Source organism: Streptomyces sp. NPDC043876 (assembly GCF_056435825.1).
In genome coordinates this window covers 54,030-67,614 of record NZ_JBWKDV010000005.1, presented here as the reverse complement: position 1 = coordinate 67,614, position 13,585 = coordinate 54,030, and the positions used below count along the sequence as shown (strand labels likewise).

Below are 13,585 nucleotides of genomic sequence, written 5' to 3'. Positions count from 1 at the left end.
CCGTACGGGCCCGCCCACCCTCGCGCGGGCCCGTACGGAGGACGGCCCCGCGCCACCCGGAAGAGCCGCCCGGAAGCGGAAGCGCGGGCGCCGGAAAGGCCCCGCGAGTGCGCCCTACCGCGCTCCTCCCCCAGCGCGCACAATCACCTGGACGGCTTCACCGTCGACCGTGAGGGAGGGACGCGTGCACAACCGGGTGCGCACCGCGGACGGACGGCATCTGATGGTGGAGCGCTTCGGCGACCCGCGCGGCAGACCCGTCTTCCTGCTGCACGGCACTCCGGGCAGCAGGCTCGGCCCCGCCCCCCGGGGGATGGTCCTCTACCAGCGCAGGATGCAGGTCATCGCCTACGACCGCCCCGGCTACGGCGACTCCGACCGGCTGCGCGGCCGCACGGTCGCCGACGCCGTCCAGGACGTGGCCGCCATCGCCGACGCCCTCGGGCTGGAGCGGTTCGCCGTGGCCGGCCGCTCCGGCGGCGCCCCGCACGCCCTGGCCTGCGCGGCGCTGCTGCCCGAGCGGGTCACCCGGACGGCGGCCCTGGTCGGCCTCGCGCCGTGGGACGCGGACGGGCTCGACTGGTTCGACGGCATGACCGCCTCGAACGTGCGCGAGTACACCACCGCCTCGGTGGACCCCGAGGAACTGGCCGCCCGGCTGACCCCGCGGGCCGCCGCCATCGGCAAGGACCCGGGGCGACTGCTGGACGAACTGCGCATCGAACTCACCGACAACGACCGGATGATCGTCGCGGACGCCGGGCTGCGCTCGATGCTTCTGCGCAACTTCCGCGAGGGGCTGCGCAATTCGGCGGACGGCTGGATCGACGACGCCCTCGCCCTGTGCAGCCCCTGGGGGTTCGACCCGGCCGGCATCCGCTGCCCGGTGATGATCTGGCACGGCGAACAGGACGTGTTCTCCCCGGTCGGCCACTCGCGCTGGCTGGCCGAGCGGATCCCCGGCGCGACCGCCACCATCGACCCCGGCGCGGCCCACTTCGCGGCCCTGCGCGCCCTGCCGGAGATCCTCACCTGGCTGCTGCGCGACCTCCCCGGCCCGCCCGAACAGCACCGGCGGCCCGCCTGACGGCGACCGCGCGGGGACCCGCGGGTGACCGGAAAAGGAAATGCGTCACTCTTTCCCTAGAACGCTTGACCATGCGTCATGTCCCGGTTGCCAATAGGGCGTGGACGAGTAAAGTCCACGCATGACACGAGCGTGACGCTCTTGTCAATCCCCCGCCCATTCACATGGCCCCCTCAAGGACGGTGTCGTGAACACTTCCGCAACCCCCGCGACCAGCACGGTCAAGACCCACCGGGTCCCGCTCGCCCAGATCGACGTCCGCAGCGCGTCTTCCGCCGTCGCGCTCGGACGAGTGCTGCGCGCGGAATCCGGCCGACCGGTTCAGGCACCCATCTTCAACTCTGCGCTCTGACCCCGAAGCAGGCGCTCTAGACTGGTGGAATGACCGGCCTGATCGCTTTTCGCGAGATCGTCCTGAAGGTTCACAGCAGATGCGATCTCGCTTGTGATCATTGCTATGTCTATGAACACGCAGATCAGAGCTGGCGAGCCCGGCCGAAGGTGATCTCCCCCGAGGTCATTTCGCACACCGCGTCGCGGCTCGCCGAACATGCCCGTGATCATGCACTCCCCTCCGTCACGGTGATTCTTCACGGAGGGGAACCCCTGCTGGCGGGACCGGACCGGCTCCGGCTGGTGTGCGAGGAGTTCACCCGGGCCCTCGCCGGAACCGCCGCGCTGGACCTGCGCATCCACACCAACGGCCTCCAGCTGAGCCCGCGCTACCTCGACCTCTTCGCCGCCTTCGGCGTCCGGGTCGGCATCTCCCTCGACGGGGACCGCGCCGCCAACGACCGCCACCGCCGCTTCGCGGACGGCCGCACCAGCCACCCGCAGGTCCTCGCCGCCGTGGCGCTGCTCCGTTCGGCCCCCTACCGCCACCTCTACCAGGGCCTGTTGTGCACCGTGGACGTGGCCAACGACCCGGTCGCCGTGCTCGACGCCCTCGTCGCCCTCGAACCCCCGCGCGTGGACTTCCTGCTCCCGCACGCCACGTGGGAGAGCCCGCCGCCACGCCCGGACGGCGCCCCCGACGCCTACGCCCGCTGGCTGCTGCGCGTCTTCGACCACTGGGACCGGATCGGCCGTCCCGTGCCCGTACGGATCTTCGAATCGCTGGCCAGCACCCTGCGCGGCGGCCCCAGCCTGACCGAGTCCCTGGGGCTGGCACCGACCGACCTCGTGGTCGTGGAGACGGACGGGACCCTGGAGCAGGTCGACTCGCTCAAGAGCGCCTACGAGGGCGCCGCCGCCACCGGCTTCGACGTCTTCTCCCACACCTTCGACCAGGTCGCGGCCCATCCGGGGGTGCGCGCCCGGCAGCTCGGGCTGGCGGGCGTCAGCGGGGAATGCCGCCGCTGCCCCGTCGTACGCTCGTGCGGCGGCGGCCTCTACACCCACCGCTACCGCGCCGCGAACGGCTTCGCCAACCCCTCCGTCTACTGCGCCGACCTGCGCGAACTGGTCGACGGGGTCGAGGGCCGGACCGCCGCCGAGGCGACCGCCGCCGAGCTGACCGATCCGGCCGAACTGGGCGCCTCCCAGCACCAGTTGACCCGGGTCCTGCTCGCCCGGCTGCACGCGGAGTTGACCGAGTTCGCCCCCCGCGCGGAGGGCGGGGCCGCCTGGGCGCGGGCCTGGGAGCTGCTGGGGGCGGTGGAGGACGCGGGCGGTGCGGGGGCGGACGCGCTGGACGCCGTACTGGCGCACCCCTACACCCGGACCTGGGTGCTGGCCGCCCTGGACGCGGCCGGGGAAGGGCGCCCCGACGGGCCGGAGGCGGCGCTGCGGCTGGCGGCGCTGGCCGCCGCCGCCGTGCTGCGCGGCGGCCTGGACCTGCCGGCCGAGGTGGCCTACCGGGACGGCGAGGTGTACCTGCCCACGCTGGGGCTGCTGCGGCTCGGGGAGCCCGGCACCGACGGCCGGGCCACGCTGCGGGCCGCCGGGGAGGGCTACACGGCCCACGACGGCCGCTCCGCGCACCGCTTCGGCCGGGCCGCCGGGGACGCGCGCTGGCAGCCCGTACGGTCCTGGTCGCCGGGACCGCGGGGCCCGGCGGTGGCGCTGGACGACCTCGACCCGTACCGCACCTGCTTCGCCCGCCCCCCGCGGCTGCGGCTCGGCGCGGGCGAGGCCGAGGAGTGGCGCGAGCGCCTCGGCGCGGCCTGGGCGCTGCTGCACCGGGCGGTACCGGAGTTCGCGCGGGCGGCGGCGGGCAGCGTGAGCACCCTGACCCCGCTGGCGGGCGGCCCGCGGGCGGTCGGCTGGGGCGAGGCGGGCCGCCACGGCCCCGGCGCGCTCGGCCTGCCGTACGCGGCGGGGGTCGGGGAGACCGCCCTGGCGCTGCTGACCGGGCAGCGGCGGGCCCGGCTGCGGGCGCTGACGGAGGTGACCGACCTGTACGCGCTGGACGGGGCCTGGGAGCACCCCTCGCCCTGGCGGGAGCGGCCGGTTCCGGTGTCCCGGCTGCTGGCGGACGTGCACGAGCGGGTCGCCGTGGAGGCGTACCGGCGGGCCACCGAGCCGCACTACCCGGCGGGCACGGACCGGATCCACCGGGCGCTGGACCGGCTCGCCGGGGCGGCCGAACTGACCAGCACCGGCAAGCGGCTGGTGGAGGAGCTGCGCTGGGAGGCCAAGGCGGTCGACGCGTGAGCGGCCGCACGCCCGCCGCGCCCCCGGCCCCTCCCCCCGCCACCCCGTCGGCCCCGCTCCCCGCCACCCGCCCGGCCGCGGCCGTCCCGAGCGTGCCGGCCCTCGCCGCCCAGCTGCGGCTGCTCGGGGTGCGCCCCGGGGCGCGGCTCCTGGTGCACGCCTCGCTGCGCGGCACCGGACTGCGCGCCGAGCGGCTGCGCGAGGCCCTGCTCGGGGTGCTGGGCCCCCGCGGCACGCTGGTGGTCCCCGCCTTCACCGCGGCCAACTCCCGCACCTCCAGCGCCCACCTGGCCCGGACGGCGGTCCTCAGCGACGCCGAGGCGGCGGCCTTCCGGGAGCGGATGCCCGCCTTCGATCCGGCGCGCACCCCGAGCGAGGACATGGGCGTCTTCGCGGAGGCGGTGCGCACCGCGCCGGGGGCCGTGCGCAGCGGCCATCCGCAGACCTCCTTCGCGGTGCTGGGCGCGGACGCGGGGCGGTTCGCCGCCGGGCACCGGCTGACCTGCCATCTGGGTGAGGATTCGCCGTTGGGAACGCTGTGCCGGGAGGGGGGGCAGGTACTGATGATCAATGTGGGATTTTCCGTCTGTACCGCTTTCCATCTCGCGGAGTATCGAATTCCGAAGCCGCCCTTGCGCATGTACGCGTGTGTGGTGAAGGTGAACCATCCGGGGCGGCGGCAGGGGGAGGAGTGGACGGCGTACGAGGACGTCGCGCTCGACGACGGTGATTTCGCGGAGATCGGCCGGGCCTTTCCGCCGCACAAGGTGCGCGACGGGCGGCTGGGAGGGGCGTCGGCCACGATCTTCGGTATTCCTGATGCCGTTGATCACGCCGTTACCTGGATGACCGAAAACAGACGCTGATTGACTGAACCATGAGGCGATGTGGCGAAGCAGCTCCGGAATGATGTTTCTTCGCTTCACATCTTCGGGACGGGGGTCGTGTGCCCGCATCAGTGCAGCCGTACTTTTTTCTCAGTTATGCGCATACGCCGAGGTTCGGGGCCGGGGGGCCCGACCCGGACATGTGGGTGGAGCGGCTTTTCCGTGATCTCTCCGGACACGTCATGGCGCTCACCGATCTGCCCGCCGGAGCCGACGCCGGTTTCATGGACCGGGAGATACGCAGCGGTGAAGGCTGGTCGGAACGGCTCGGCACGGCGCTGGCCACCTGCCGGGTCTTCGTCCCGCTGTTCTCGCCGCGGTACTTCGCCAGTGAGATGTGCGGAAAGGAATGGTTCGCCTTCGCGCACCGCACCATCCAGCGGACCGCCGTCAGCGGCGAACCCGCCGAGGCCATCGTGCCCGCCCTGTGGGTGCCGGTGCCGCCCGCGCAGCTGCCCGGTCCCGCCGAGCGGCTCCAGTTCAACCACAACACCTTCGGCGAGCGCTACGTCACCGACGGGCTCTACGGTCTGATCAAACTGCGCGGGTACGCGGAGCAGTACGAGCGGGCCGTCTACGAACTGGCCAAGCGCATCGTGCGCGTCGCCGAGTCCGTGCGCCTGGAGATCAGCCGCCCGATGGACTACCGGGTGGTGCCCAGCGCCTTCGGCGGTCCCGGAGCCGCGGGCGGTACCGGGACCGCGGCCCGCACCCTGCACGTCACGGTGGCCGCAGCCACCCGGCACGACCTGCCCGAGGGCCGCAGCCCCGAGTACTACGGCGACAGCGCCCTGGACTGGAACCCCTACCACCCGGCGGCCCAGCGGCCCGTGGCCTACGTCGCGGAGGACCTGGTGCGCTCCCTCAACTACCAGACCACCCTGGCCTCCTTCGACGACGACGCCGGGCACTTCGACACCAAGCAGCCGCCGACCCGCCCGGAGATCCTGATCGTCGACCGCTGGGCCGTCGCCGACGACCTGCGCCGCCAGCGCCTGGCCGCCTTCGACCAGGACCCGCGGCCCTGGGTGAGCGTGGTCGTGCCGTGGAACCGCTACGACCACCAGAGCCGGGCCAGGGAAGCCGAGTTGACCGGCCGGCTGGAGGACACCATGCCGGTCAAGATGAGCCAGGGCCGGATCGCCTGCCGGGCCGCCGCCAACGGGGTGGCGAACATGGAGACGCTCGGGCAGATCCTGCCGCAGGTGGTCGAGGCGGCCGCGCAGCAGTTCCTCAGACACGCCCAGGTCTATCCGCCCGCGGGCGGCGCGCACTCCGAACGGCCCCGGCTGCTCGGGCCGATGGGCATGACCGGACCACCGGCGCCGCCGCCCGCGCCGTTCCCGCCCGACACCGAAGGGCACCACACCCGCACCAGCGGGCAGCACCCGGACGCCGACGGACCGACCAACGAAGCGGGGGACGCGGATGACAGCCAGTCGTGACGGACGGATCGTCACCTTCTACTCGTACAAGGGCGGCACCGGCCGCACCATGGCACTGGCCAACACCGCCTGGATCCTCGCCGCCAACGGCAAGCGGGTCCTCGCCGTGGACTGGGACCTGGAGGCCCCGGGGCTGCACCGCTTCTTCCACCCGTTCCTGGACCCCTCCACCCTCGGGGCCACCACCGGGATCATCGACCTGATCAGCGAGTACGCCTGGGCGGCGACCAGCCCGGCGCAGCGCTCCGACGACTGGCACAAGGACTACGCGCGGATCCAGCCGCACGCGGTCTCCCTCACGCCCGAGACCCTCGGCTGGGAGTTCCCCGACGGCGGCACCCTCGACTTCGTCTCCGCGGGCCGGCAGAACCGCGAGTACTCCGCCACCGTCTCCACCTTCGACTGGGACAACTTCTACGACCGGCTCGGCGGCGGCCACTTCTTCGACGCCCTGCGCGAGGACATGAAGCGAAACTACGATTACGTCCTCATCGACAGCCGGACCGGGCTCAGCGACATCGCCGACATCTGCACGGTCCACCTCCCCGACATCCTGGTCGACTGCTTCACCCTCTCCGACCAGTCCATCGACGGCGCCGCCTCGGTGGCGCGGCAGATCGACGAGCGGTTCAACGACCGCGGCATCAAGATCTACCCGGTCCCGATGCGCATCGACGAGGGCGAGAAGGAGAAGGCCGACGCGGGCCGCGCGCTGGCCCGGATCAAGTTCGACCGCTTCCCCAGCGGCCTGGGCGGCGACGAACTCACCGCCTACTGGGGCGCTGTGGAGATCCCCTACCGGCCCTACTACGCCTACGAGGAGACGCTGGCCACCTTCGGCGACGAGGCCGGGCTCACCAACTCCCTGCTCTCCGCCTTCGAACGGCTCACCACGGTGGTCACCGAGGGCGAGATCACCTCCATGCCCGCCATCGGCGAGGAGGTGCGGCTGCGCATCCGCGACGCCTTCACCCGGCGCCGCCCCGCCCTGCCCGCCGACCTCTTCCTCTCCTACGTCGCCGAGAACCGGATGTGGGCCGACTGGATCGAGTCGGTGCTCACCCGGGCCGGCTTCCGGGTCGTGCCGAAGGACGTCTCCGCGGAACGCCCGCCCGAGGCCACCCCCGGGGACACCCTCGGCGGCGCGGGGATCAGCATCGACACCGCCGCCCGGACCGTCGTGCTGCTCTCCAGCGCCTACCTCAAGTCCGCCCGGGCGGTGAACGTCTGGGAGCGGGCCGCGGCCGAGGACCCGACCGGCGGGCGCCGCCAGCTGGTGCCGCTGCGCGTGGGCGACGTACGCCTGAGCACCCCGTACATCGACCGCAATCCGGTGGACCTCTTCCGCCTCGACGAAGCGCACGCGACCACGGCCCTGCTGCGGGCGGTCGAGCGGCCGATGGCCCTCAACGACGGCGTCAACAGCGCCACGGCGCCCGGCCCGCGCTTCCCCGGCACCGTGCCGAAGATCTGGAACGCGCCGCCCCGCAACCCCGGGTTCACCGGGCGCTCCATCGTGCTGGAGCGCATGCGCGACCAGCTCGGCGGCGGCATGGCCGTGGTCCTGCCGCAGCCGCAGACCCTCTACGGGCTCGGCGGGGTCGGCAAGACGCAGGTCGCGCTGGAGTACGTCCACCGGTTCATGGCCGACTACGACCTGGTGTGGTGGATCTCCTCCGAGCAGACGGACGACGTGGTCGCGGCCCTCGCGGAGCTGGCCGTCCGGCTCGGGGCGCAGACCGGCGAGGACATGGCGGCGGCCTCGCAGGAGGCGATCGACCTGCTGCGGCGCGGGGTGCCCTCCTCGCGCTGGCTGCTCGTCTTCGACAACGCGGACGACCCGGAGACCCTCAAGCGGTTCTTCCCGCCGGGCGGCCCCGGGCACGTCCTGGTCACCTCCCGCAACCAGAGCTGGTCGCAGTACGGGGACGCGCTGCCGGTGGACGTCTTCCTGCGCGAGGAGTCCATCGAGCACCTCCAGCGGCGGGCCCCCGGGCTCACCAAGGACGACGCCGAGCAGGTCGCGATCGCGGTCGGCGACCTGCCGCTCGCCGTCGAACAGGCCGGTGCCTGGATCGCGGAGACCGCGACGCCCGTCTCGGCCTACCTGGAGCAGCTCGCCCAGCAGGCGGCAAGGGTGCTGGCGCTGAACCAGCCGCCCGGCTACCCGGAGCCGGTCGCGGCCACCTGGAACGTCTCCATAGAACGCCTGCAGAGCCGCTCCCCCGCCGCGGTGCGGCTGCTCCAGCTCTGCGCGTTCTTCGCACCCGAGCCGATCTCGGCGAACCTCCTCTACAGCAAGGAGATGATCGACGCCCTCAAGCCCTACGACTCCTCGCTCCAGGAGAAGCTGGTCCTGGGCCGGGTGATCCGGGAGATCGGCCGCTTCGCGATGGCCAAGGTCGACCAGGTCAGCAACAGCATCCAGGTGCACCGCCTCGTACAGGCCGTGATCCGGGCGCAGTTGAGCGAGGAGGAGCAGCGCGAGGCCCGGCACGCGGTGCACCGGATCCTGGCGGGCGCCCGGCCGGACGACGACGAGCCGATAGACAACCCGGAGACCTGGCCCCGCTTCAACACCATCTGGCCGCACCTGACCCCGTCCGAGGCCCGGTTCTGCAAGGAGCCGGAGACCCGGCGGCTGCTGATCGACCGGGTCCGCTACCTGTGGAAGCGCGGCGACTTCAAGGCGGCCTACCAGCTCGGCGAGGAGCTGCGCGAAACCTGGAAGGAGACGCTCGGCGGCGACGACCTCCAGTACCTCTACCTGCGCTTCCACCTGTCCAACATCCTGCGCTCGCAGGGGCGGTTCGTGGAGGCCAAGGAGCTGGACGAGGTCACCCTGGAGCGCCAGCGCACGGCGCTGGGCCCCTCGCACCCGCACACCTACATGACCACCAGCGGCCTGGCGATGGACCTGGGCACCCTCGGCCGCTACGGCGAGGCGATGGAACTGGCGACGGCCGCCCACGAGGGGTTCAGCCAGATCTTCCACGAGTCGCACCCCCGGACCCTGGCGGCCGCGAACAACCTGGCGCTGAACCTGCGGATGGTCGGGCAGTACGCCCGGGCCCGCGAGATCGACCAGGAGGTCTTCGACCGGCGCACCGAAGTGCTCGGCCCGGACCACCCGTACACCCTGTCCTCGGCCCAGAGCCTGGCCCGCGACCTGCGGGAGGTCGGCCGCTACGACGACTCGGTGCAGCTGTTGAGCCGGACCTACGAGATCTACAAGCGGCAGCTGGGCCGCGCCTTCCCGGGCACCCTGGCCGCCGCCAAGTCCCTCGCCGTCTCGCTGCGCCGGGCGGGCGAACTGGAGGACGCGCGGCGGCTGACCACCGCGACCCGCAACCGCTACCGGGCCAAGTACACCTCGGTCAACCCGGACCTGCTGGCCTGCGAACTCAACCTGGCCGCCGACCTGTTCGCCATCGGCGACGCGGCCGGGGCGCGGGACCTGGCGCAGGAGGTCGTCGACGAGTACGTGAAGGTGCCCGGCGAGCGCCACCCGTACACGCTGGCCGCGATCAACAACCTCGCGGTGTTCCACTGGGGTTCGGGCGCCGCGGAGACCGCCGAGACCATGCTGCGCCAGGTGATCGGGCACCTGCGCGAGGTCCTCGGCGACAACCACCCGCACACCATCTTCGCCAACCTGAACCTGGCGAACACCCTGGCCGACCTCGGGGATCCGGAGGGCGCGCTGGAGCTGGAGCGGATGGCGGTGATGCGGCTGCGCGAGGCGCTCGGCGCGCACCACCCCGAAACCCTGGCGAGCGCCTCGAACATGGCGGTCAGCCTGGACTCGATGGGCCGCAAGGAGGAGGCCGCGCGGGTCCGCGCGGAGGCGGTGAACGAGCTGACCCGGCTCCTCGGCGAGGACCACGGCCTGACCCGCTACGCACGCGACGAGCGCCGGGTCCACCGCGACCTGGAGCCGCTGGCGGTGTGACCGCCCGCGAGCGGGGCGGCGGCCGGGGACCGGGCAGGTCCCGGCGGCCGCCCCGCGCACCACTGGACCGCAGACTGGGGGGTTCGCCGTGACCGACAGCATGACCTTTCGCAACGAAGACCTGCCGGCCCTCTTCCACCACACCGACCAGGCGGCGATCTCCCGGCAGCGGGAGTCCACGCAGGCCGTCCGTGCGCAGCTGCTGCTGCTCGTGGCGGCCGCGGTGGCCGGCGCGCTGCCGTCCTCGGCCCGTCTCGGGTCGCTGCACGTGTTCGGGATGCTGAGCGCGCTCGCATACGCCGGGGTGCTCGGCGTGGGGGTGCGGGCCACCCGGCGCCGGGCCCGCCCGCAGTGGCAGCTCAACCGCAGCGCCGCGGAGTTCGTCAAGTCGCTGGCCTGGCGGTACGCCGTGCACGGCGCGCCGTTCGGCAGCGACGTGCCCGATGCCGCGCAGCTGTACGGGACCCGGCTGGAGGCGGGTCTGGACGAGCTGCGCAAGATGGGCTGGGAGGACCCGCGGACCGCCGGGGCGGTGCCGACGGGCGGGGAGATCACCGGGGCGATGCACCGGCTGCGCGGGCTCGGCTACCAGGTGCGGCGCGAGACGTACGTACGGGACCGGCTGATCGAGCAGCGCAAGTGGTACCGGCGCAAGACGGAGGTCTCGCGGCGGGCGACCGCCGTGTGGTCGTGGTCGATCGTGCTGCTGACCTGCGTGGCCCTGCTGGTCGCGCTGCTGGGTGCCTTCGGCTCGGGGCCGGGCACGCGGCTGACGGGACTGCTGAGCGCCGCCGCCGCGGCCGGGATCGCCTGGAACGAGATGCGCCGCCACCATCCGCTGATCGAGGCGCACACGCTGATCGAGCAGGACCTGTCCGCGATGATGGTGGTGATGCAGACGACGATCACGGAGTCGCAGTGGCCCTCCGCGGTCTACGAGACGGAGCGGTACGTCTCCCCGCAGCACACCGACTGGCTGGCCCGCCACAGCAGTTGAGTCCGGGGCGCGCGGTCGTCCGCGGTGCGGTCAGTCCCGTACGACGCCCGCGCGCCACAGGACGGTGACCGGTTTGCCGAGCGCGCGGGCGTAGGCGACGATCTCGCCCGTGCCGCCGTGCCCGCGGGCCGGCAGGCCGTCCCAGACGGCGACGAGCCGGTCGCAGCTGTCGGCGATGAAGGTGCCCGCCGCGTAGTACGCCTCGTCGGTGGAGCGGGCGAAGTCCAGCCGGACCTCCTGGGCGGCGAGGCGCCGCAGCCGGTGGTAGCCGGCCAGCGGGGCGCCGTCGGCGAAGGTGGCCTCGTAGTCGGCGCTGGGGATCACCACGGTGAGGTCGGCGCCGCATTCCAGGGCGATGTCGGCGAAGAGCTGGTCGGCTCCCTCCGCGAGGCTGGACAGCGCCTCCAGCGGGCCGTCGTGTCCGCCGAGCACGGCCCTTAGCCCGTCCTCGACGTGGGGGAGCACTGCGGCGGGAAGGATCCGGTGACCGGTCACTCCGATGCGTTTCATCCACGCGCCTCCCCCGTGCTGCCCGGACACCCTGGACATCCTCCCAGAAGGCGGGAGGACGTCCAGGGTGCGGACCGGAGCGCGCCCGGCGCGGGTGGGGCGGATCACCGCCGGGCGGTGCGGTCAGTAGACGCTGACCCCGTAGGCCGCCAGGGCCTCGGTGACCGGCTGGAAGAACGTGGTGCCGCCGCTGGAGCAGTTGCCGCTGCCGCCGGAGGTCAGGCCGATCGCCCGGGTGCCGGAGTAGAGCGGGCCGCCGCTGTCACCGGGCTCGGCGCAGACGTTGGTGCGGATCAGGCCGGAAACGATGTCGCCGTTGCCGTAGTTGACGGTGGCGTTGAGGGCCTGCACCGTGCCGCTGTGGATGCCGGTGGTGGAGCCGCGCCGGGTGACGGACATCCCGACGGTGGCGTTGGCCGCGCTGGTGATGTCCTGGCTGCCGACGGTGCCCTCGTGGGCCAGCGAGGTGTTGTCGTAGCGGACCAGGCCGTAGTCGTTGCCCGGGAAGCTGGATCCGACGGTGGCGCCGATCGTCGTGGTGTGCGCGCTGTTCGTCCACCAGGTGCCCGCGCCGTCGGTGCAGTGGCCGGCGGTGAGCAGGTAGTACGTGGTGCCGCTGCGGACGTTGAAGCCGAGCGAGCAGCGCCAGTTGGAGGCGTAGATCGCGTCGCCGCCCTTGATGAGCTTGCGCAGCGTGCCGGCGGTGCGCTCGACGCGCAGGGCCCCGGCGTCGGCCCCGGCCTCGCGCTTGATTCTGGCGAGGTCGGAGGCGGAGACCCTGGAGTCGGCGGTCACCACGAGGGTGCCGGTGGCCGGGTCGGTGTACCAGGCGGTGCCCGCGACGTCGGCGCGCTGGACCGAGGCGCCGACGGCGGCGAGCCGGTCGGCGCTGAGGCCCCGCGCGTCGGTGTCGGAGCTGGCGCTGGCCGTCCCGGGGACGGTGAAGGCGGCGACGGCGGCGAGACCCGCCGCGAGCACCGCGAGCCGGGTGCGGGCGCGGGCCCGGACGCGGGTGGGGCCGGGGGTGGGGGTGTGGGGGGTGTGGGGGATGTGCCTGAAGCTCATTTCTCGTCCTCCCGGAGGGGATCGGGGCGCGGCGGACGCGTGGGCCTGGCCGTGCACCTGACAAGCACTGACCGGGAGTGTGGTGGCGTCAGATACCGGTAGCAAGGGCTGGTTTCAGCCGCCGTTCACCCGCCGCGATCTCGAACGGCAGGGTGTTCCCGGGCGGCGGGAAGGGACAGATGAAGTGGTCCGCGAAGGCGCAGGGCGGCAGCAGCGCCCGGTTGAAGTCGACCGTGACGGAGCCGTCCCCGGCCGGGACGCCGGGCCGCAGGAAACGGAAGCGGTAGCTGCTGCGCCCGCCGGTGGCATCGCCGAAGACCGCCCACAGGCTGCCGTCGTCCTCGTCCACGGCCACCTGGAGGGTGTGCGGGGCGCCCTGGAAGTCGAAGGACAGCTCGCCGCCGAGACCGAGCCCCCGGGCGCGCCCGTCGGCGTTCTCGACCTGTACGGTCCGGTCCTCGCCGTACGCCCGGAAGCGGCCGGGGAGGGCGTACGCCGGGTCGTACGGGGTGGCTTCGATCGTCCCGAAGGCGGCGCGGGCCGGGGAGCGCGGGTCGTAGGACCGCACCGCCCAGGCCCCTTCGGGCCGGATCAGCACGAGGCGTACGTCCCCCGCGGCGACCCGGGAACGGGACGCCGGCCCGTCGTCGGGGCCGAGCACCGCCTCCCCCGCGAAGGGCTCCCCGTCGAGGGTGAGCGCGTCGGCGGGGGCGGCGGTGAGCTGGACCGCGCCGGCGCTCTCGCGCCACTGCCCGGGAACGTCCGGAATTCGACCCTCCGGGGCGTCGGCCAGCCAGTGGGTACCGGTGAGGGCCAGGGGGCCGTAGGGGGCGGACACCGCCTCCACCCGGCGCTCGTGCCAGTGCGTCCAGGCGGTGGGGGCGTCCGCCGCGTCAGGGGTCATGCGGTCACGTTTCCACACGCGTCCCCCGCGCGGGCGCGACCGGCCGGACACGCTCCCCCGTACGGACCTGATCCGACGCGGTA

At 73.3% G+C, this 13,585-nt stretch carries 10 protein-coding genes; 7 read left to right on the top strand and 3 right to left on the bottom strand.

Translation table 11 applies throughout. The annotated features are described in order from the left end of the window. Positions 1-184: 184 nt before the first annotated feature. The 7 genes from AC0693_RS17315 (at position 185) to AC0693_RS17285 (ending at position 11,023) form a co-directional block, all read left to right on the top strand. Complete coding sequence (locus AC0693_RS17315; protein ID WP_356413706.1) at positions 185-1,087, top strand: alpha/beta fold hydrolase; 903 nt, start codon at positions 185-187, stop codon at positions 1,085-1,087. A gap of 187 nt (positions 1,088-1,274) precedes the next feature. Beyond that, positions 1,275-1,439, top strand: a complete 165-nt coding sequence (locus AC0693_RS17310) for an FXSXX-COOH protein (protein ID WP_356413708.1) — start codon at positions 1,275-1,277, stop codon at positions 1,437-1,439. A 29-nt stretch (positions 1,440-1,468) separates the two neighbouring features. Then, positions 1,469-3,742: a radical SAM/SPASM protein FxsBH, inactivated beta-hydroxylase extension form gene (fxsBH, locus tag AC0693_RS17305; RefSeq protein WP_468470974.1), complete on the top strand. Its 2,274-nt coding sequence runs from the start codon at positions 1,469-1,471 to the stop codon at positions 3,740-3,742. Then, a complete protein-coding gene (locus tag AC0693_RS17300; protein WP_478802278.1) occupies positions 3,739-4,608 on the top strand; it encodes an AAC(3) family N-acetyltransferase in 870 nt (289 codons plus the stop codon). The genes fxsBH and AC0693_RS17300 overlap by 4 nt, the downstream gene beginning before the upstream one ends. Before the next feature lie 80 nt (positions 4,609-4,688). Beyond that, complete coding sequence (locus AC0693_RS17295) at positions 4,689-6,074, top strand: TIR-like protein FxsC (RefSeq protein ID WP_469318830.1); 1,386 nt, start codon at positions 4,689-4,691, stop codon at positions 6,072-6,074. Then, the gene (gene fxsT / locus AC0693_RS17290) at positions 6,058-10,026 is read left to right on the top strand and encodes an FxSxx-COOH system tetratricopeptide repeat protein (protein ID WP_478802277.1); all 3,969 of its coding nucleotides are present in this window, start codon (positions 6,058-6,060) and stop codon (positions 10,024-10,026) included. The genes AC0693_RS17295 and fxsT overlap by 17 nt, the downstream gene beginning before the upstream one ends. A gap of 100 nt (positions 10,027-10,126) precedes the next feature. Beyond that, positions 10,127-11,023, top strand: coding sequence for a DUF4231 domain-containing protein (locus tag AC0693_RS17285; RefSeq protein WP_468471046.1), 897 nt, complete (start codon positions 10,127-10,129; stop codon positions 11,021-11,023). 30 nt (positions 11,024-11,053) lie between these two features. Here the strand turns inward: AC0693_RS17285 and AC0693_RS17280 are convergent, their stop codons facing one another. The 3 genes from AC0693_RS17280 to AC0693_RS17270 form a co-directional block, all read right to left on the bottom strand. After that, a complete protein-coding gene (locus AC0693_RS17280; RefSeq protein ID WP_469318828.1) occupies positions 11,054-11,533 on the bottom strand; it encodes an OTU domain-containing protein in 480 nt (159 codons plus the stop codon). Positions 11,534-11,656: 123 nt separating this feature from the next. Continuing rightward, positions 11,657-12,598 carry a S1 family peptidase gene (locus tag AC0693_RS17275; RefSeq protein ID WP_469318827.1) on the bottom strand — a complete coding sequence of 314 codons (942 nt, stop codon included), beginning with the start codon at positions 12,596-12,598 and terminating at the stop codon, positions 11,657-11,659. 88 nt (positions 12,599-12,686) lie between these two features. Next, positions 12,687-13,502: a DUF1684 domain-containing protein gene (locus AC0693_RS17270; RefSeq protein WP_478802276.1), complete on the bottom strand. Its 816-nt coding sequence runs from the start codon at positions 13,500-13,502 to the stop codon at positions 12,687-12,689. Positions 13,503-13,585: the final 83 nt, after the last annotated feature.

Bases quoted from the DNA above. Each gene is read 5' to 3' on its own strand.
- AC0693_RS17280 (WP_469318828.1), bottom strand. From the start codon at position 11,533: ATGAAACGCATCGGAGTGACCGGTCACCGGATCCTTCCCGCCGCAGTG.
- fxsT (WP_478802277.1), top strand. From the start codon at position 6,058: ATGACAGCCAGTCGTGACGGACGGATCGTCACCTTCTACTCGTACAAG.
- fxsBH (WP_468470974.1), top strand. From the start codon at position 1,469: ATGACCGGCCTGATCGCTTTTCGCGAGATCGTCCTGAAGGTTCACAGC.
- AC0693_RS17285 (WP_468471046.1), top strand. From the start codon at position 10,127: ATGACCTTTCGCAACGAAGACCTGCCGGCCCTCTTCCACCACACCGAC.
- AC0693_RS17275 (WP_469318827.1), bottom strand. From the start codon at position 12,598: ATGAGCTTCAGGCACATCCCCCACACCCCCCACACCCCCACCCCCGGC.
- AC0693_RS17270 (WP_478802276.1), bottom strand. From the start codon at position 13,502: ATGACCCCTGACGCGGCGGACGCCCCCACCGCCTGGACGCACTGGCAC.